This is a genomic window from Aliiroseovarius sp. PrR006 (assembly GCF_010500215.1).
Classification (GTDB): domain Bacteria; phylum Pseudomonadota; class Alphaproteobacteria; order Rhodobacterales; family Rhodobacteraceae; genus Aliiroseovarius.
In genome coordinates this window covers 859,634-879,196 of sequence record NZ_JAAGOY010000007.1, presented here as the reverse complement: position 1 = coordinate 879,196, position 19,563 = coordinate 859,634, and the positions used below count along the sequence as shown (strand labels likewise).

The window sequence follows — 19,563 nt, the reverse complement described above, 5'->3', positions numbered from 1 at the left end:
TATGAACAGAAAAGGCGCGTATGCTAGTCGTCCGCGCCTTCAACATAGGGTGACCACTGGATCTCGGCCCGTTCTAAGTGAAGCCTCATCGCGGCTTCGGCGTCGTCAGGCGAACGATGGCGAATGGCGTCCAACACTGCCTTATGCCCTTCTAGACTGCGCTTGTTAAACTCTTCTCGGTCACCCTCTACGATGCGACGCACTACGACCCATTCGACAAGTGCTTCGTGAACCGCAAGGTAAATCGGATTATTGGGAATCTCGGCGAGATGACGATGGAACGCTATGTCAAGCTTGCGGAACTTCGCGACGTTTGCCGAAGCTTGAGCGCTGAGGTCAAGAATGCCTTGCATAGCTTCGATATCATCGTTGCTGGCAGTTTCTGCCGCTGTTCGCGCAAGTGCACACTCGAAGAGCAGCCGCGCTTCGTTAAAGTGCCGGACGCCCTGAGGTTTGTTCAGTAGGCTTTGTGCGACTTGGCTTAGGCTTTTGAAAAGAACGACTGGATCCTGTTCGATGACGCGTGGTCGGTCGCCGCGCCCCAGTTGGACCAACCCCATACGTTCGAGAGAAAAAAGCGCCTCGCGGATCGAGGGGCGCCCCACGTCAAACAAGTCCATAAGATCACGCTCTGAAGGAAGCCGATCACCAGGCGCGTATTCTCCGCTTGTGATCATGCGGACCAGTTCATCTTCCACAAGTTCCGAGAGCCGTTTTCTTGCAAGTGTCTTCAACGCATCACCCCTTCAGCATGTCTTGCCATTCAAAGCTCTGGATTTTCCCAGTATCCCATGTCGGTTGACGGAGCTTTACCCCAAATGTCTAGGGCCGGGAAAACCTTTCTGTTGACAAATTGGTATAATAACTAAAAAAGAATACCAGTATTGCAAGCTCTGTCCAGTCTGGAGGCATCGGAAAGCCGTTCATGTTGCGGTCCTGGCCTTGCAAGCAAACTCTGGTTCCCACACTCGCATCTTTTGGAAACTCTCATGAACGCATTATATCCCGACTTCACATCGCCGGGCTTCCTCAACGATCACATCTCGCAGACACTTGCGTTCTACGAAGATCGCGCTGTGGATCCCGCGGGTGGCTTTTTCCACTGCTTTGAAGATGACGGGCGAATTTACGATCGAGACTTGCGCCATCTGGTCAGTTCATGCCGATTTGTGTTCGACTATGCGCTTGCATATCGAGAACGTGGCGCGCCCCAGCATCGCCAGAAAGCCAAACACGGACTTGCCTTTCTAGAGCAGGCCCATCGGCAGTCCAATGGCGCGTATGCTTGGCAATTGCACAAGGGCACAGTGATCGACGGTCAGGTGATGGCCTATGGTCATGCCTTCGTATTGATTGCTTCAAGCTTCGCCTTGGAGGCTGGGATCGAAGAGGCCAGAGCAACGCTCGAACACGTGTGGGCGTTCATGGAGACTCATTTCTGGGACCCCAAACACAACGCTTATGCCGACGAGTTTAACGCCGACATGAGCATTCTAAGTCCCTATCGCGGCCAGAACGCCAACATGCACAGTTGCGAAGGATGCATCGCTGCGTACCGCGCCACAGGTGAAGCCCGCTTTTTGGAGCGGGCAGAGCTTCTGGCTCGAAAATTCGCGCGCGAGCTCGCCGATAAGACACATGGCCTAATCTGGGAACACTACGATACGGACTGGAACCCGGACTACGACTATCACCGCGACAAGCCCAATGACCTTTTCAAGCCATGGGGTATTCAGCCGGGCCATCTGGTCGAATGGGCGCGTCTCTTGCTGACGCTTGATGCGATCCGACCGCAATCTTGGTACTTGCAGCGCGCCGTGGATCTCTACGGTGCCGCGGTAAAGTTTGGACGAGACCAAGAGCATGGCGGGTTGGTCTATGGCTTTGCGCCAGATGGGGCCGTGTGCGCGCGCGAAAAATACTACTGGGTGCACAGTGAAACCGCAGCGACCGCTTGGCGTCTTTACAAGCGCACAGGTGATAACACCTACCTTGAGGATTACTTGGACTGTTGGCGCTATGCTTGGGATCATCTGATTGACCACGAGCATGGTGCATGGTTCCGGGTCCTGACGCCCGATGGCAAGAAGATCGACAACCAGAAATCCCCGCCCGGCAAGACCGACTACCATACGCTTGGCGTGTGCTGGGATATTCTGTCTGTATCCGACGCTGATTAGAAGGTGACTGCTAGATGACGATCCTATGTTGTGGAGAGGCACTTATCGACATGATCCCTACGCCGTCGGTCGAGGGTCGAGATGGCTTTGTCCCACATTCAGGTGGCGCGGTATTCAACACCGCCGTTGCGCTGGGCAGGCTAGGAGCCGGGGCAGGGCTGCTTACGGGTCTTTCAACTGACATGTTCGGTCAACAACTGAAAGCCAGCCTCGAGGCCAGCCATGTTGACACCTCCAAGATCATCACATCATCGCGCCCATCGACGCTTGCTTTCGTGCAGCTAACGGATGGACACGCGTCGTATTCGTTCTTTGACGAGAATTCTGCGGGACGAATGCTGACGCTTAAGGAAATGCCAAAGCTTTCGCCTGAAGTGACAGCGCTATATTTCGGAGGGATCAGTCTGGCGTGCGAACCGGGCGCTGATGCCTATGCCGACTTCTTGGAGCAAGAAGGCCAGACGCGTGCGGTCATGCTTGATCCAAACATCCGGACCGGCTTCATCCAGGACGAAGCTCGTTACCGGGCGCGACTGGACAAGATGATCGCGCGATCGGACATTCTTAAAGTCTCGGACGAGGATCTGAACTGGATGATCCCGAAGCCCCTGTCGCTACACGAGAAAGTCGACCTTATTCTTACAAAAGGCCCATCATTCGTCATTTTGACGCGCGGCGGGCAGGGCGCCACGGGCTTTTTCGCGGATGGTAGATCGGTCAATGTCCCGGCGCGCAGGGTCGAGGTCGTCGATACCGTTGGCGCAGGTGATACATTCAATGCGGGCGTCATGGCAAAACTGTCGGAATTGGGGCTGCTGACCAAGTCGGCGATCAGGGATATGACCGTAGAGGCAGCGACAGACAGTTTAGCCCATGGAGCCGCTGTCGCTGCTGTGACTGTGTCGCGTGCTGGTGCCAATCCCCCTTGGGCGGACGAACTTCCGAGCACACTCTAAGACGCTAGCTCAAGATGACACCTATATTGAGAAACGTAGACGGCTCTACGCGTCGACTAGCCACGGGCGCACCTCTGGCCCGGACAAGAAAGCGCTTAGCCGTTCTTCAGCGTCACTTACTTTCTCAACCAGCGGGGCTCGGGCGTAACCTGCATCTACTCCCAACGATCTAAGCGCAGCTTTCACTCCGGGCATGACACCGGTCTCAAGCAGGACTTCAACAAACTTTTGAGATGTTTGTTGGAGTTGTTGCGCGGTTTCCAGATCAGATGCCTGAACGCTCTTGTTCAGCTGTGTATAGAGGCGCCCCAATACGTTGTATGTGGTGCCAATGCCGCCATCACATCCCATCGCGGCTGCACCCGTGAACACTTCATCAAACCCAAAGAAGAAGATCTTGTCGGGACGGCTTCTTTGTAGCATCGACAGTTTGAACAGGTCGGTGGACGTGAATTTCAGGCCGGCCACGTTCGGGATGTCAAGAATGCGTACAAGCAGCTCAACGGGCAATGGGCGCCCCGTCCGAATGGGAACCTCGTAGACAATAAGCGGCAGATCCGTCGCAGCGGCCAATCCAACATAGTATTGGTAGATCTCCTCGTCCGAGAATGGATAGGAATGGGGCGGCAGGGCAGAAAGAGCTTCGAACCCGAGAGCTTTTGCTTGCTTTGCTAACGCAATCGAATCGCGCAGGTTCGGCTGTCCAACATGCGCAATGACGCGGGATTGTTGGGCCGACGGCAGTTCTGCGATGACACGCTGCTGCTCAAGCAGTTCATCAGTAGACATCAGCCCAGATTCGCCACTGCTCCCTCCGATATAGATGCCGTCCAGCCCTTGGCGAAGGACATAGTCTGTGATCGCGATCTGGCGACTCGGGTCAAATGCTCCATCATCTGAGAACCCAGTCAATAACGCTGCGTACATTCCTGAAAGTGATTTTGCCATTGATTCCTCATGTTCTTTTGGGGGTTGGCGCGATGTTGCAGGTAGGTATGCACGTCAGCCATTCCCCATAATGCTAAGTCAAATCTTCGGTTTGGTAAAGTATGGTTTGACAACTTTTTAATTTGGATATACCAAAACTGAGGAGATGATAGATCATCTGGACCTCACGATGCCGTTTGGTAAGGTTTTTCAGAAGATCATCAGCAGGAGGAGGGCACACATGACGCCCGAAAATGTAACGACCAACGAAGAGCCCAAGCGCGTCTCTGACAAGATTGCGGATGCTTTGGTTGGCCAAATCAAAAGCGGAGCTTTGAGCGCCGGCGATGCCATGCCGACCGAACGTGAGCTTTGTGAGCAGTTTTCAACGTCGCGGCCAACGGTGCGCGAGGCGCTCTCTCAACTCCAGTTGCGTGGATACGTCGCGACGGGTGGCGGAAAGCGCCCAAGGGTGACGGCGCCGTCCATTGAGAATGTTCTGTTATCTGCGGCAGATCACATCCGCGAAATCCTTGGGAACGCAGAAAGTGCCGCGCATCTTGAGCAGATGCGCCAGTTCATCGAGGCCGGTGCAGTTCGTGTTGCGGCCGAGCATTCAAGCAACATTCAAGTTGCGAAAATGCAAACGGCGCTTGAAGCAAATCTGGCTGCCATCGGCACCGAGGATTTCCCAGCAACGGACATTGCCTTTCACCGTTCGATCGTAGCGGTCGTTGGCAACCCGATCATCCTTAAGCTTCACGACATGTTTGTAAGCACAATGCTTGCTCAACGGCCTGACGTTAGCAACCGGAAGCCCCACGACGAGCTGGTCTACGAAGAACATAGGGCCATCTACGAGGCGGTTCTGGGCGGAGACGTTGTGGCAGCGACAAACCTTATCGACGGCCATCTTGAGCGGTCATACCGATCTCGACTTGCGGCACCTAAGTCGCTCAACGCGAGTTCAATCCCAGTTGGGGAAACCTGACACAACGCGGATTTGGGACCGCACCATAACAGCACGGAGGAAAATTGATGCTGAAGAAACTTGTAACCGGGACAGTGGTTTCCCTGATGTTGTCGAGTGCGGCCTACGCTGAAAGAACACTTACGTTTGGCATGCAGGACAACGAAGTCTCCAATATCTACAAGGGTGCACAAGCATTCGCCGAAAAACTGAACGAGATTTCCGGCGGAGAGATGAGTGTTGAGCTGTTCCCCTCGTCCTCGCTGGGCGACTTCAAGGCAATGGTGGCTCAAGTTCAAGCTGGTGAACTTGACATGGTCATGACCGGTTACCCGGACATGTCTTACATCATCCCCGAGCTGAAGCTGGTCGGTGCCCCCTATGTTGTGGACGATTTCGCGCATCTGCAAGAAATCGTTGCAGGTCCGTGGGGGCAGGAAATGGCCGCCAAGATGAACGAGCAGAATGTCCATCTGCTGGACGTCTGGTACTACGGCACACGCCAGACCACGTCGAACCGCGCCATCAATTCCTTGGATGACATGGCAGGGCTTCGCCTGCGCACTCCGAACGTTCCCTTCCTGATTGCCTTCGCTGAAAACACAGGTGCGACTCCTGCCCCGGTGGCTTTTGCAGAAGTGTATCTGGCCCTGCAAACCAACCAGGTTGACGCCGAAGAGAACCCGCTTCCGACGATCGAAGCGATGAAGTTCTACGAAGTTCAAAGCCACATCGCGATGACGAACCACTTCATCGCGTCTGGCGCGATGCAGATTGGTACATCGACCTGGGGCTCGTTGTCTGACGAGGAAAAAGGCTGGATTCAGGAAGCAATCGCCCATGGTGGTGATGTTTCGGATGGCCTGACCTTTGACGCAGAAGCCGCACTGGTGGACACTTTCAAAGGACGTGGCCTGACCATCACCGAGCCGGACACTGGACCGTTCCGTGAGGCGATGAAGCCTTACTATGACGAACTCGAAGCAGAGTTTGGCGAAGGCGCGATCGCAAAGGTCCGCGGCCGCTGATGAAACAACTCGGAGGGGTATCGCACCCCTCCGAGTATTGCGTCTTGGGAGGGATCTGCAATGAACAAGAAATACGGCTTTGAAGCCTCAATCGCTTCAGTTCTATTCATCATACTTTTCTTCGTGATGGTTTTGCAGATTTTCGGGCGCACTCCCCTAATTTCGGGACCTATTTGGACGGAAGAGCTTGCGCGCTGGATTTGGGTCTGGATGGCGCTGATCGGGATTGGCACGGTCGAACGCGACAGGGCCCATCTGAGCATGGGATTTCTTGTCGAGTACCTTCCTAGCAGTGTTCAGAAGATCTGGGCCGTGATTGTGGACCTAGTTTACATCGCGATTGCATGCCACCTCGTTTGGATTGCCTACAAGTCCATCCTTAGAACGTGGAACAACGAGACCGTCACGCTGCCGACGACCGACGCCGTTCTGTATGCGTCAGCATTTGTAGCGATGATTTTGATCGTCCACCGCGTTGCAAGACGTCTTGTCGAAAACATCTCTAATCTTACCGGAACGAGGGCGTAATCATGGAACTCCTGTTTGTCGTCGTCGGATGGCTCCTTCTGGTCCTCATGAACGTTCCCATTGGTATCGGCATGATCTTGGTGTCGATGGGATATTTTTACTATTCGGGTTTGGGTTTGTCCTTCGCGACCCAGCGCATGGTAGATGGGCTTAACAGCTTTCCCATGTTGGCGGTTCCCCTGTTCATTCTTGCCGCTGCAATCTTGAATTCAGCCGGAATCACACACCATCTGTTTGGATTTGCGCGCGCGTTGGTCGGTCATATCACTGGTGGCCTTGGACACGTTAACGTCCTTGCATCACTGTTCTTTTCAGGAATGTCTGGTTCAGCCATGGCTGACGCTGGTGGTCTTGGAAAGATGGAGATCGAGGCCATGCGCGAGGCTGGCTATGATGATGAATTTGCCGGTTCCGTAACGGCTGCATCGTCGATGATCGGCCCCTTGGTTCCGCCCTCCATCACCATGGTGCTTTATGGCGTCATCTCGAACACGTCGATTGGGCAATTGTTCCTTGGAGGAATTATTCCAGGTGTTCTTTGCGCTGTCGCGCTTATGTGCATGGTCTATTTCATTGCGCGGAAACGCGAGTATCCGAAAGACGAACTAACTCCCGCTGGCGAAATCGCTGGGTTGTTTGTGAAGTCCCTCCCAGCTTTGCTGACGCCCGTGGTTATCGTCGGCGGTATTTTTTCGGGTTTCTTCTCTCCGACCGAAGCTGCAGCGATTACGGTCCTCTATGCGATCATTATCGACCTTGTGTTCTATCGCGAGCTCACCTTCCGGCGCCTTTGGGACGCGATCTATGAAACGGTCGTAACCTCATCTGCAATCGCCACGATCATTGCCGGTGTCGGTCTTCTTGGCTGGGTCTTGGCGCGCGAGCAGGCTCCGCAACAGATCGCCAACCTCTTCCTTGCGATCGCAGATGACAAGCTGACGTTCTTGATCGCGGTCAATCTGATGATCTTTGTGCTTGGGGCCTTTATCGAGTCCCTCGTCATTCTGCTGGTTGTGGTGCCGATCTTGGTTCCCGTCGCATTAGGGTTCGGGGTCGATCCAGTGCACTTTGGTATTATCGTGGTGCTCAACCTGATGATCTCGATCCTAACGCCTCCAATGGGCATGGCGTTGTTCGTGGTTGCGCAAGTCGGCGATATTCCGTTCCAGCGTCTGGCGAAAGCCATTCTTCCTTGGCTTGTGCCGCCTCTTGTTGTCCTCGTTCTAGTTTGCACCTTCCCGATCCTGGCAACAGGGCTGCCCAGCCTAATGAGATAGAGGAAAGCATCCACATGCTTGAAGTGTTACGCAATGGTTTGGTGGTGTCCTGCCAGCCTGTTGACGATGGTCCGATGGACCGCCCCGACATAATCACCGCGATGGCACAAGCCGCGATCGCGGGGGGTGCGGATGGGGTTCGCATTCAGGGAGCCGACAACCTGCGGCATGCGCGAAAATCCATAACCGTTCCGATTGTCGGCATCGTAAAGCGCGACCTTCCAGATAGCCCGGTTCGGATCACTCCTTTTTTGGATGACGTGGCCGCACTGGCCCAAGCCGGTGCCGACATCATTGCTTACGATGCCACTTCACGCGCAAGGCCGGTCCCTTACGCCGCGATCGTTGAGGAAATTGCGAAGCATGGGTGCCTCGCTATGGCTGACTGTTCTAATATGGATGACGCAAAAAGCGCTGTACAAGATGGCGCGCAGATCGTTGGTTCAACACTGTCCGGATATACGGATGAGACCGTGCATCTGGGTCCGGAACCGGACCTTGAATTCGTCAAAGAGCTTTCCGGCCTAGGGGCGTTCGTGATGGCCGAGGGAAGATATGCAAGTCCAAGCCTTGCCAAAGCCGCGATCAAAGCAGGCGCAGATTGCGTAACGGTTGGCACACCTCTGACCCGACTAGAGGTGAACACTGCTGCCTTTCGGAATGCCATTTCACAAGTGACTTAAGAACATGTCGACACATACGATTGATGAACTGACCGGATTTGCCGTTGATCTTGGCGGTACAAAAATTGCGGCTGCGGCGATTGAAAATGGCAAAGTGGCGGACGTCCTTGTCCGTCGCACGGATGGAAATGCCGGGCCCCTGAAACTGGTCGCTGAACTTGCGGATATTGCACGGCAGATCGGTTTCAAGGATGGTGACCCGATCGGTGTTGCTGTTGCAGGAAGATTGGATTCAGAGGGCTTATGGTCTGCCGTCAACACGAGCATTCTTGCCGATCTGAATGAACAACCGCTTGCAAGTGAGCTTGGCAAATACTTGGGATCCGGAGTTGTCGCTCTTAACGATACGCGGGCCGCTGTGATTGGTGAGTACAGGTTTGGGGCAGCACAGAACACGGGTGCAGCCGCGTATCTGACCGTGTCGACAGGCGTATCTGCGGGTATCGTCCTGAACGGTGTCCCGCTGCAGTCACCTAATGGGCTGCTCGGTCATGTTGGTTTCATGACAAGCAGACACGGCACCCGCAGCTGCGGGTCGGGTCGCACGGGGACTTTCGAAAGCATCGCGTCGGGTCGTGCGATCGAGGCGAAAGCAACTGAACTGGGGTTCGGGGGTACAACCTGTGAGCAGGTGTTCGATCACGCCGCTTCAGGAGAGAAATGGGCCCAACAGCTCATTCAGGACTCAAGCGCGGCGATCGCCGAGCTTTGCGCAAATCTTGCAGCCAGTTTGGGCATTGAGCGTGTCGTTATTGGAGGCGGTGTTGGGCTTGCCCCCGGCTACCTCGACCGGGTCAAGACACACCTTCTTGACGAGCCGGAACTGTTCCGCCCCGAGATCGTTGGATCAAGCCTCGGAAAACATAGCGCGCTTTTTGGCGCGCTCTCGGTGGCTGTCGAAAGGAAAGCGAAACAATGAAAGTGCTGATCTTTGAAACCGAAGAAGAAGCAAAACGGAATGCCGCGAGCCGCCTGCTGAGACAAGTCCAGCTTTCTCCATCAAGCGTTCTGGGCCTTGCGACCGGCGGAACGATGGAGGCGGTTTATGCCCATCTCATCCAGATGTCGTTGGACCAGTCCGTATCGTGGTCTGGCGTGGCGACGTTCAACCTTGATGAATACTGGGGGGTGCCAGCCGACAGCCCCGCATCCTACCGCACCTATATGAATGCGCATCTGTTCGATCATATTGATATCGTTCGCAGCGCGACGCACGTGCCTGCTTCTGATGGGCGCGATCCGCGTGATGCGGCGCAGCTTTATGAAGATGCCATTTCGGCCGCTGGGGGCATCGATCTGCAGTTGCTCGGGATCGGCAAAAACGGGCATATCGGCTTTAACGAACCGACATCCAGCCTGTCGTCGACCACCAGGATCAAGACCCTGACAGACGATACGCGTCGCGCCAATCGGCGATACTTCGATCGGCTGGAAGATGTTCCGAAATATGCATTGACCGTCGGTATTGGAACCATTCTGGCTTCAAAGGAATGTCTGATTGTCGGGACGGGTCAAGACAAGGCTGCAGCAGTCAAAGCGATGATCGAAGGGCCGGTATCTGCGGTTTGTCCTGCCAGCGCTCTGCAAATGCACCGGAATGTGACTGTTGTGATCGACGAGCAGGCCGCGCGCGACCTCGAACTCATCGACTATTACCAGCACGTACATCCTGCGGGCCAAGAAGCGGACCTTTTTGATGTCTGAAGTGGTTGTGTCACAGATCTATGCAGATGTGCTCTATGACGGCGAGGCGACTTACCCGAGATACAATGCTCTGATTTCCGTAGAGGCTGGGACCATAGCCTCTATTGCCGACGGGATTGATCCCAAGGATCTTCCGACAGGAACGATCCGTGTGCCTGTCGCTACGCCGGGCCTTATTGATCTTCAGATCAACGGAGCAGGTGACGTTCAGTTCAACTTCGACCTCTCTCAATCGGGTCTTCAGACGATGGTTGATGCGTCTGCACGAGGTGGAGCCGCCTACATCTTCCCCACGTTCACCACAGCGCCCGGAAGCGACTATCGCGAGGCTGTCGAAGTTGTACGGTCCGCAGTTGCGAATGGCGTGAAGGGCATTGCCGGTATTCATTTGGAGGGGCCGTTCATCTCGGACGAGCGGCCGGGAATTCATCGGCCCGAGTTTATTCGACCGTTGAACGAAGATGACGTTCAGTATCTTTGCAACGCGGCGAAGGATATCACGATCATTCTGACCATTGCGCCAGAGAAGCAAGATCAGGACTGTCTGCGGCGCTTAAATGCCAGCGGTGTCATTCTTTTTGCAGGTCATAGCAATGCAGATATTGGTGACATGAAAACCGCAGCCCGTAGCGGAGTGAGGGGGGTCACACATCTGTTTAATGCGATGAGCCAAACAACCGGCAGGCAACCGGGTGTCGTTGGTGCAGTTTTGGGGGACGGCGATTTCTATGCAGGCATCATCGCTGACGGCTACCATGTTCACCCGACGAACCTTTCTGCCGCAGCTCGCGCAATTCCAGATCGGCTTTGTCTGGTCACAGATGCTATGCAAACCATGAATGGCAATACCACATCCTTCGACCTCTATGGCAAACGGATTTCGCTTCGGGACGGTATGCTGACCGGCGAAGACGGCACTCTTGGGGGCGCTCACCTGTCCATGGACGAGGCGATACAAAACATGAGCGGTCTGACGCATGTGTCCATCGGCGAAGCAATCAGAATGGCGAGCAAAAACCCGGCCAACGCGGTCGGATTGGGCGAACAACTTGGGACATTGGACGAAGGCAAAGAGGCCGCACTGTCATTCTTTGACAATGATCTGAACTGCATCGGGATCGTCAGGGAAGGAGCGCATATCGCATTTTAGCCACTAGCCAGGAAAACGACTTCTTCTTGCTTTCGGACTGAAGTCTCAATCCCGATCAGTAGGTCTTCTGGCCAGTAGATCTGCACGCTTTGTCCGCATGGCTCTGTGATCTCCAGTCTCACCACATCAGGTTTCTGGTGTTCTTTCCAAGTGATCAGAAACGGCGCGAAGCGCTTGATCCAAGTCGCGTGTCGCAATCGCAGGCACTACCTCTTTCCACCACTCATTCCCCGACGTTCCTTTCGTCGAATTGCGAACATCATGACGTTTTAAACATCTCCGATGAGGAGAAGAAAACAATACCCGCTCAGTGAAACAGGGCATGTTGCACGCGATTCTGAGCGTCAAGAGCGTGAGGGTGCAGAATTTCATCAGGGCGGAAATCCGTCAGTCGCTGCAACCCAAGGAGGTTGTGTGAGGACTTCAATACATGGGTTTTTGCCTTAGCCTAGTTTAGCTGCTTTCGGTCTAAACGCATCGCATAGTGCAGGGTCGGTTTCGATCCGAGCGGCGCCAATAAGGTCAAGACAGTAGGGAACCGCCGCGAAGACAGAGGTCAGACACGTCGCGATTGCCGAAGGTTTGCCCGGCAAGGTGATTATCAATGTCTGGCCGCGAACACCTGCATCCTGTCGTGACAGGATTGCCGTCGGGACCTCCTTCAGGCTGGCCAGCCGCATAGCCTCGCCAAAGCCGGGTAAGCGCTTGTCGATCACGTCATCCAAGGCTTCCGGCGTTTGGTCGCGTGGCGCCGGTCCTGTGCCACCTGTCACTAGGATCAGGTCAGCCTTGTCCACATCTGAAAGTTCGCGCAGGGCCGTTGCAACGGTTTCGCGCCCGTCTGAAACGATCTGACGCTTATAGGCAAGCTTTGTGGTCACGACTTTACGCAGCCAGTCCTCGGCTGCGGGACCACCCAGATCTTCATATTCCCCGCGCGAGGCCCGATCCGAGGCCACAAGGATTGCAATCAAAGGCGCGTCAATCGACATCGTGTTTCTCCTGTTTGTCAGGGGCGTCATATCGGCCTGATTTGCCGCCCTCTTTGCTGAGAAGACGCAGCCCGGTAATAGACATACCCTTCTCGGCCGCCTTGAGCATGTCATAAATTGTAAGTGCTGTGACTGAGGCTGCGGTCAGGGCCTCCATTTCGACCCCAGTCTGTCCCGAGGTGCCGACGGTGGCGCAGATATGAATGCGGGCGTTTTTCGGGTCAGGTGTCAGTTCCACAGCGACGCGTGTCAGCGCCAGCGGATGACAGAGGGGTATAAGATCAGAGGTGCGCTTTGCCGCCATGATCCCCGCGATCCGCGCCACCCCCAGAACGTCACCCTTTGCTGCACTTCCGGCCAGCACGAGGTCCAGTGTTTCAGGGCACATATTCACATAGGCTTCAGCCGAGGCCACTCGATGGCTGTCAGGCTTGCCCGATACATCCACCATATGCGCATGTCCTGAAGCGTCGAAATGGGTCAGCATTCAGCAGCCCTCCTGATGGATGCCGCCACACACGGGGCAGGCGGGATCTTTTGCAACGTTCAGCAGCCGCTGTTCGTTCCACAATGTATCAATCAACAGCAGCTTCCCCTGCAGAGAGGCACCTGCGCCGGTGATGTGCTTGATCGCGTTCAACGCCATTGTTGCGCCGACCACGCCGGGTAGCGCACCGACCACACCCTTGTTCTGAAGCGGTCGTTCTTCAGCTGCTTCGGGGAATACGCATGCAAAACATGGTCCCCCTTGCGCGGGGCTATACAGCCCGACATGGCCCTCCCATCCGGAAATCGCACCGGATAGCAGAGGGACGCGGGCCTTTACGCAGGCGTGGTTCAGAACATAACGGCCGTCCAGATTGTCGGTGCAGTCAATGACAAGGTCATGCTGACCAACAAGCGACACGGCTTCGTCATCCCCAATCCGAATGGGATAGGCCTCGATCTCGATTTCAGGATTAAGGTCGCGCAATCGCGCCAGCGCGGATTGCGTCTTGGGTTGGTCCAGCCAGCTTGTCGAATGCAACACCTGTCGTTGCAGATTAGACAGCGAAACGACATCGTCATCGGCGATGCTGATATGGCCAATCCCCGCGGCAGCAAGGTACAGCAGAACAGGCGCGCCCAGCCCGCCCGCGCCGACGACTAGAACGCGGGCTGCGCCAAGGCGGTCCTGTCCCTCGTGCCCGATCTCGGGGAGGATGTGATGGCGCGCGTAGCGGTCTTCGGAAACGGGGGCGTCCAGCATCTCAACCTCCCGTCATCGGGGGGAAAAGCGCCACCTCGCGCACGCCTTCGAGCGGGGCATCAAATTGTGCAAGATCCTGGTCTAGCGCGACACGAATGGCCGAAAGATCTGAGAAGGCCGCGGCATAGCGGGGTTCGCGCGCAGAAAGCTCGGTGATCAGGTCTGATACGTTCTGCGCTGTGCTCTCAACTTTTTCGCTTGGCAGGCCGATCCGTTCGCGAACCCACGCAAAGTATACAACATCATAAACGGCCATCTTAGCCTCCTGTGTGGTTCATGCCGCGCGAGACACCGCCCGAGACTTCATCCGCGCCATAAGAAAAATTGTGGCCCTTTGGTTTGCACGACAGGGCACCGCGGATCGCCCGGTGGACGTCCGACACATCATTAGACTCGCGTAGCGCAGGCCGCAGATCGCAGGATCCTTCGCGGCCGAGGCAGGTGAACAGCTCTCCGCGGCAGTTCACCCGAATCCGGTTGCAGCTTGCACAGAAATTGTGGCTCATTGGTGTGATGAAACCGATGCGTTGCTGGGTGCCAAGCACATCGCAATAACGCGAGGGTCCGCCGGTGCTGAAGGGGGTGTCGCGCAGGGTGAAACGTTCCTCAAGCACCGAGCGCAGCTCGCCAAGGGGCCAGTATTGTCCCAGCCGGCCTTCGGTGTCGACATCGCCCATTGGCATCACTTCGATGAAGGACACGTCGCAGCCACGTTCCAATGCCCAGTCAACAAGATCCGGGATCTCGGTGTCGTTGAAGCCACGCAGCGCCATCGTGTTGAGCTTGACGTGAAGCCCTGATGCGCGGGCGGCCTCGATCCCTTGCAGAACTTGATGCAGACGGCCACGGCGCGTGACCTGAGCAAACTTTTCAGGGTCGAGCGTATCAAGCGAGACATTGATCCGGCGCACGCCGTTGGCCGCAAGCGCCGGCGCAAACCGTGATAGCTGCGTTCCATTGGTCGTCAGTGTCAGTTCCCCCAACCGACCCGTTGCCACCTCTTGGCCCAGCGTTTCGATCAGCGACATGATCCCGTGACGGACAAGCGGTTCGCCACCGGTTAGCCGCACTTTGCGCACGCCAAGATCGATGAATGCGCCCACCAGTTTTTCAAGCTCTTCAATCGAAAGAAGCTCGCGTTTGGGAAGGAACGTCATGCGTTCCGCCATGCAATAGGTGCACCGCAGATCGCAGCGATCCGTCACCGAAAGACGTAGGTAGTTTACCTTGCGTCCGAAGCTATCGGACAGGGTTTGAGGGGGGCGGGCATCAAGCGGCATGGCGGGCCCCAATCACGTGGTCGAACCACGTCAAAACGGTGCTTTGATCCATCGGAAGGTCACAGGACAGACCTTCGCCGAACGCACGCCATTCGTCTTCATATGTCGGGCGCACTGCGGTCAACACGGGCACACCCCGCATCATGGCCTGACCGATCAGATCACGAAACCCACGGCCTTCGCTTTCACCGCGCCCGAACCGGTTGAGGATCAGAAGATCCGTACCGAAATCCATTTCCGTTTCCAAATAGGCGGCGCATTCGGCAAGCGCGCCGGGGTGTAGTCGGCATCCGTGCGAACCGTTGCCAAGAGGTTGCGAGATTCGGAACGTCCGTAACTGTCCGATGGCATGCAGATCCATATCTGCACAGTGGCATTCACCACGCATCTCGCCGCGCGATTGCAGCACGCCTCGCACGCGGTAGCCATCATTTAACAGGGCCGCTGCGATGTCAGACAGAAGGCCGTCAATATCGCCCGTTTCAAAACGGATTGCGGCAAGCATGGGATAGGTCATTGGACATCTCCTGCAGAACAGATTGGTTGCCAGTACAGGCAATCCCCCGGCGCGACGCTGTCGGTTTCAGCAGGGACGATTGCCAAACCGTCAGCGTCGGCCAGGGGAAAGAGCGTGGCCGATACGCTGGCGCCAAGGCGCTTTAGGATCGGCAGTCCTTCGGGACTGTGTTTCGTGAGTTTCACAGGAAAGACTTCTGCACGCCCTGCTTTGCGCGCCCACCCAAAGCCCGAGCTGGCGCGATTGGTTGCGAATTTTGCGGGTGTTACACCTGAAAGCCGGGCAATCTGAGGTGCCGCAAACAGATGGAAGCCCACAAAGCTCGCGAAGGGGTTGCCGGGCAGGCCGGTGACAATGGTGTGCCCCAGTCGCCCGAAAGCAATGGGTTTGCCCGGTTTGATCGCCACACGCCAGCCGTCCAGCGTACCGCCAGCTGCGATAAGCGCCTCGCGGATGTGGTCACGTCCGCCGATCGAAACTGCACCCGAAGTCAGTACAAGGTCGAACTTGTCTCGGATGCTCTCGAAAGCGTCGGTGGTTTTTTCCAGATCATCGGGCAAGGTTCCAAGATCTGTCACCTCGGCGCCCATCTGCGCACAAAGAGACATCAGCATCGGCCGGTTCGCGTCGTGGATCTGACCCGGACGGCGCTTGCGCGTTGCCAGTTCGTCACCTGTTGAGAAGACGCCAACCCGGATGCGCCTGCGCACCGTACAGGTGTCGATGCCATTGGCGGCAAGCAATCCAACATGACGCGCGGCGATGCGCTGACCCGGGTGCAACAGAACGGCCCCTACAGGCTGGTCGCTTCCGGCGCGGCGAATGTTGTCGCCATCGCGTGGGGCGATGGAAAATTCTACGGCTTCACCAGTCACGGTGGACATTTCGAACATGACTACGGCATTCGCCCCGGATGGGATCGGCGCGCCGGTGTAGATACGTGCGGCGGTGCCGGGTGTCAGATCGGAGGGTGCATCGCCTGCTGCAATCTCGGACGAGATCGGCAGGCGGCTTGAAATCAAAAGATCCGCTGTATTGACGGCAAAGCCATCCATGGCGGAGTTGTCGAAGAAGGGCATCGCCTCGGCTGCCACCACTGTGTCAGCGGCAACGCGCCCGGCGCAATGGAAGATGGTCACGTCCTCGGTTTCGGCAACAGATGTAATCCCTTCGACGGCCAGCGAAATCGCGGTATAAAGCGGCATGAGGCGTTGCTTGATGCTGTCGCATCCACACCCCGTATCTTGCATCTTGTCCAGCATCGCTTCCTCCGGCGCTTTCAATCTCATTCTGCTCTTGGCAGGTGTAGGAATGAGAGGGCGGCAGGGCCGCCCTCTCGGGGTTCGTTACTTGGCATCCGACGCGTTCAGCATCAGGTATTCCATGACAAGCTCGCGTTCGCTGTCTTCCAGACCGGCGCGTTCGAACATCGAGGGCACGATGCCTTTCCACTGCTGCTGGGTGTAGTGGGTGACTTCACGCGGAGCGTGGCAGACCGTGCAGCGTTCGAAGAACATCTTCTCACCCGGTGTCATGTCGGCATAAAGCGCAGCCGTCAGGTCTTCGAGACGTTCAAGGCCAAGCTTGTCGTCATCAATCGCGGCGATTTCCATGTCATCGATGGTTGCTGGCGGGTGATACGCCATGTTCGGACCTTCGGGGTCTTCACATTTGCGCATCTCGATCAGCGTGGTGTTCGCCGTGGTTGCTTCCGACAGGCCCGAGGCACGCTGGGTCGAAGTCAGGAAGTTTGCCAGACCCGAGTTGTCGCGACCTTTGCTGTCCAGTTGCGGCCAGCCACCTTCATAGATCGAGACCACGCCCGGCATAATGTCTTCCGACACAACCGCGCCTGCGATGACCGTGCCGCGCTTGTTGTAAAGCTCGACCAGATCGCCATCTGCGATGCCACGTTTGGCGGCGTCTTCCGCGTTGATCCGCACCGGTTCACGACCCTGGACCATGTAGAGGTCACGCAGCCGTTCCGAGTTCGCCATCTGGCTGTGCAGACGGAACCACGGGTGGGGCGACACGACGTGCAGTTGGCCTTCCTTGGCGTTGCCCAGGAACTCATGTTTTTCCATCCACATCGGCATGCCGGGACAGTCTTCCAGCTCGAAGTCTGCGATGGTGTTGCAGAACATCTCGATCTTGCCGGACGAGGTGTGCAGCGGGTTTGCCTCCGGGTCTTCGAAGAAGGCGCCGTGGCGGGTCCACTTGCGGGCCTCAGTAGGCACCGGCATGCGGGCATAGCCTTTTTCCCAGAACTCTTCGAAGGGGACTTCTTTCGCGGCACCGGATGCTTCGTAGGCAAGCTTGATGTGGTACATCTTGTCTTCGCCGTCGGTGAACTGTGCCCAAAGTCCCAGCTTGTCGGCCAGACCTTCGAAGATCTCGTAGTCCGGTTTACTGTCTGCGACCGGTTCGATCACCTTCTTCATCGCATAGACGCGGTCGTTCGAATACGTCCCACCCGAGGTGATGTCGTCCTGTTCCAGCGTCGAAGATGCCGGGAACACGATGTCGGCCCAACGGGTTGCGGCGGTCCACCAGACGTCCACGCAGACGATGGTTTCAACCTTTTGCAGTGCACGGATCAGCCGGTTGGTATCCTGCTGGTGCGACATGAAGTTGTTGCCGGCGTTGAAGATCATCTTGATGTCGGGGTAGACGTTGTTCTGTCCGTTATAGAAGAACTCCATTCCCGGGTTTTCAAGCGCTTCGGTGATACGCGATGCCGGAACAATCTTCTTCACGAAGTTGCGGCCCTGGCTCATGCCAACCGGAGTCGAGTTGCCACCTTGGGGCATACCGCCGTTACCATAGTGCCAGCTGAAGCCAACGCCTTGACCCGGCTTACCGATTTTACCTAGCAGTGCCTGGAAGTTGACGATCGACCAGTATGCCATTTCACCGTGCTGTGCACGTTGGATGGCCCACGAACCCGCAATAGCGGTTTTCGATGTGGCGATGAGTTCGCACAGATCCTTGATCTGCTGTTCTTCAATGCCAGTGATCTTCGAGGCCCAAGCAGGTGTCTTCGGCGTGCCGTCGGTTTCACCTTTCACATAGGCAATCCACTTGTCGGCACCGACGGTGTATTTGGCCATGTACTCTTTATCATCCCAGCCGTTTTCCAGCGCGTGATAGGCCATAGCCAGGAACAGTGCAGTGTCGGTGTTCGGGATAATCCGGGTCAGCTCGGCGCCCAGATATTCGTCCGACGCGGTGCGCTGCGGGTTGATCGAGATGAATTTCACGCCGTTGTCGCGGATTTCTTCCCAGTGGGCATACATGCCGTGATCCGCAACGCGGTATTCGATCCGGTTGTTCTTGATCGGGTCACAGCCGACCAGCACGAAGACTTCGGTGTTGTCGCGGATGGTTTCCCATGCGGACTGTGCAGAGTAGACCTCCATGTCACCGATAATGTGCGGCATGACAACCTGACCGGCACCGGCCGACCAGTCACCAGCGGTGTTGGTACAGCCGCCCATCAAGTTGATCAGGCGACCCTGAAGCACGTTGGGGCGGAACACGCCCGCATTCGACCAGCCGCCATAGGACGAGCTGAAGATGGCTTCGTTGCCGTGGTTGGTCGCGGTGTCCAGAAGTGCCTTGGCCGCAAGCGACCATGCGGTATCCCAGTCGACGCGGACCCATTCTTCTTTGCCGCGAAGCTCAGGCTTGATATCGCCGGTTTCCCAGCCTTCCAGATAGGATTTACGCACCATGGGATAGTTGACGCGGGTCTTGTCATAGGTCCGGTCCATGACGCCATAGGTCAGCATCTCGGTCGGACGGGCATCCAACTCCATCATGGTGTTGATGCCAACAAGTTTTCCGTCACGCACGACGGCCTCGAACGGGCCATAGTGGCTGGCGTGGAATGTACGACCCGAGAACGAGTTCGGGTCAATCGATGCAAGCGCGGTGGTTCCGAACAGGGATGTCGCGCCGAATGCAGCAGCGCCCCCTTGAAGGAACGCACGGCGGGTTGGGTTCTGGAGTGTCATTGGGTTTCCTCCTTGGACAATCTCGGGATGACATTGCGCTCAAGAAGGTTCCGTCACGTTGACTCCACGCAATTTGCTTTGTGCAAATTTGTAAATGAATGTAACT

General features: G+C 56.3%; 20 protein-coding genes. 10 read left to right on the top strand and 10 right to left on the bottom strand.

Annotated elements, in window-relative coordinates; genetic code table 11:
* Positions 1 to 23: 23 nt before the first annotated feature.
* A complete protein-coding gene (gene nanR / locus G0Q00_RS12765; protein ID WP_163039883.1) occupies positions 24 to 734 on the bottom strand; it encodes a transcriptional regulator NanR in 711 nt (236 codons plus the stop codon).
* Positions 735 to 989: 255 nt separating this feature from the next.
* Here nanR and G0Q00_RS12760 point away from each other — a divergent pair, with 255 nt between their 5' ends.
* Both G0Q00_RS12760 and G0Q00_RS12755 read left to right on the top strand, forming a co-directional pair.
* Positions 990 to 2,180 (top strand): AGE family epimerase/isomerase, encoded by a 1,191-nt coding sequence (locus G0Q00_RS12760; RefSeq protein WP_163039881.1) that lies wholly within the window; start codon positions 990 to 992, stop codon positions 2,178 to 2,180.
* 14 nt (positions 2,181 to 2,194) lie between these two features.
* On the top strand, positions 2,195 to 3,136 hold the full coding sequence (locus tag G0Q00_RS12755; RefSeq protein WP_163039879.1) for a carbohydrate kinase: 942 nt from the start codon (positions 2,195 to 2,197) through the stop codon (positions 3,134 to 3,136).
* Between the two features lie 45 nt (positions 3,137 to 3,181).
* Here G0Q00_RS12755 and G0Q00_RS12750 read toward each other — a convergent pair whose 3' ends face one another.
* Positions 3,182 to 4,084, bottom strand: a complete 903-nt coding sequence (locus tag G0Q00_RS12750; RefSeq protein ID WP_163039877.1) for a dihydrodipicolinate synthase family protein — start codon at positions 4,082 to 4,084, stop codon at positions 3,182 to 3,184.
* A 220-nt stretch (positions 4,085 to 4,304) separates the two neighbouring features.
* Between G0Q00_RS12750 and G0Q00_RS12745 the strand changes: the two genes are divergently transcribed.
* The 8 genes from G0Q00_RS12745 to nagA are packed head-to-tail and all read left to right on the top strand — an operon-like array spanning position 4,305 to position 11,403.
* Positions 4,305 to 5,054, top strand: coding sequence for an FCD domain-containing protein (locus tag G0Q00_RS12745; protein WP_163039875.1), 750 nt, complete (start codon positions 4,305 to 4,307; stop codon positions 5,052 to 5,054).
* Positions 5,055 to 5,101: 47 nt separating this feature from the next.
* Positions 5,102 to 6,061 carry a sialic acid TRAP transporter substrate-binding protein SiaP gene (locus G0Q00_RS12740; RefSeq protein ID WP_163039873.1) on the top strand — a complete coding sequence of 320 codons (960 nt, stop codon included), beginning with the start codon at positions 5,102 to 5,104 and terminating at the stop codon, positions 6,059 to 6,061.
* A 60-nt stretch (positions 6,062 to 6,121) separates the two neighbouring features.
* Positions 6,122 to 6,589 (top strand): TRAP transporter small permease, encoded by a 468-nt coding sequence (locus tag G0Q00_RS12735; RefSeq protein ID WP_163039871.1) that lies wholly within the window; start codon positions 6,122 to 6,124, stop codon positions 6,587 to 6,589.
* A 2-nt stretch (positions 6,590 to 6,591) separates the two neighbouring features.
* Positions 6,592 to 7,866, top strand: a complete 1,275-nt coding sequence (locus G0Q00_RS12730) for a TRAP transporter large permease (protein ID WP_163039869.1) — start codon at positions 6,592 to 6,594, stop codon at positions 7,864 to 7,866.
* A gap of 14 nt (positions 7,867 to 7,880) precedes the next feature.
* Positions 7,881 to 8,549, top strand: a complete 669-nt coding sequence (locus tag G0Q00_RS12725; protein WP_163039867.1) for an N-acetylmannosamine-6-phosphate 2-epimerase — start codon at positions 7,881 to 7,883, stop codon at positions 8,547 to 8,549.
* 4 nt (positions 8,550 to 8,553) lie between these two features.
* Entirely contained in the window at positions 8,554 to 9,468 is a 915-nt protein-coding gene (locus G0Q00_RS12720) for an ROK family protein (protein WP_163039865.1), read from the top strand.
* On the top strand, positions 9,465 to 10,253 hold the full coding sequence (gene nagB / locus G0Q00_RS12715; RefSeq protein ID WP_163039863.1) for a glucosamine-6-phosphate deaminase: 789 nt from the start codon (positions 9,465 to 9,467) through the stop codon (positions 10,251 to 10,253). Before G0Q00_RS12720 ends, nagB begins: the two co-directional genes overlap by 4 nt.
* A 28-nt stretch (positions 10,254 to 10,281) precedes the next feature.
* Complete coding sequence (gene nagA, locus G0Q00_RS12710; RefSeq protein ID WP_163039861.1) at positions 10,282 to 11,403, top strand: N-acetylglucosamine-6-phosphate deacetylase; 1,122 nt, start codon at positions 10,282 to 10,284, stop codon at positions 11,401 to 11,403.
* A 443-nt stretch (positions 11,404 to 11,846) separates the two neighbouring features.
* Here the strand turns inward: nagA and mog are convergent, their stop codons facing one another.
* The 8 genes from mog to G0Q00_RS12670 are packed head-to-tail and all read right to left on the bottom strand — an operon-like array spanning position 11,847 to position 19,457.
* On the bottom strand, positions 11,847 to 12,395 hold the full coding sequence (gene mog, locus G0Q00_RS12705) for a molybdopterin adenylyltransferase (protein ID WP_163039859.1): 549 nt from the start codon (positions 12,393 to 12,395) through the stop codon (positions 11,847 to 11,849).
* Positions 12,385 to 12,882, bottom strand: a complete 498-nt coding sequence (gene moaC / locus G0Q00_RS12700; RefSeq protein ID WP_163039857.1) for a cyclic pyranopterin monophosphate synthase MoaC — start codon at positions 12,880 to 12,882, stop codon at positions 12,385 to 12,387. Before moaC ends, mog begins: the two co-directional genes overlap by 11 nt.
* Positions 12,883 to 13,644, bottom strand: a complete 762-nt coding sequence (locus G0Q00_RS12695; RefSeq protein ID WP_163039855.1) for a HesA/MoeB/ThiF family protein — start codon at positions 13,642 to 13,644, stop codon at positions 12,883 to 12,885.
* Position 13,645: 1 nt separating this feature from the next.
* The gene (gene moaD, locus G0Q00_RS12690) at positions 13,646 to 13,900 is read right to left on the bottom strand and encodes a molybdopterin converting factor subunit 1 (protein ID WP_163039853.1); all 255 of its coding nucleotides are present in this window, start codon (positions 13,898 to 13,900) and stop codon (positions 13,646 to 13,648) included.
* Position 13,901: 1 nt separating this feature from the next.
* The gene (gene moaA / locus G0Q00_RS12685; RefSeq protein ID WP_163039851.1) at positions 13,902 to 14,924 is read right to left on the bottom strand and encodes a GTP 3',8-cyclase MoaA; all 1,023 of its coding nucleotides are present in this window, start codon (positions 14,922 to 14,924) and stop codon (positions 13,902 to 13,904) included.
* On the bottom strand, positions 14,914 to 15,441 hold the full coding sequence (locus tag G0Q00_RS12680; RefSeq protein ID WP_163039849.1) for a DUF2478 domain-containing protein: 528 nt from the start codon (positions 15,439 to 15,441) through the stop codon (positions 14,914 to 14,916). Before G0Q00_RS12680 ends, moaA begins: the two co-directional genes overlap by 11 nt.
* Complete coding sequence (glp, locus tag G0Q00_RS12675) at positions 15,438 to 16,730, bottom strand: gephyrin-like molybdotransferase Glp (protein WP_163039847.1); 1,293 nt, start codon at positions 16,728 to 16,730, stop codon at positions 15,438 to 15,440. The genes G0Q00_RS12680 and glp overlap by 4 nt, the downstream gene beginning before the upstream one ends.
* A 57-nt stretch (positions 16,731 to 16,787) precedes the next feature.
* The gene (locus tag G0Q00_RS12670; RefSeq protein WP_163039845.1) at positions 16,788 to 19,457 is read right to left on the bottom strand and encodes a molybdopterin-dependent oxidoreductase; all 2,670 of its coding nucleotides are present in this window, start codon (positions 19,455 to 19,457) and stop codon (positions 16,788 to 16,790) included.
* Between the last annotated feature and the right edge of the window lie 106 nt (positions 19,458 to 19,563).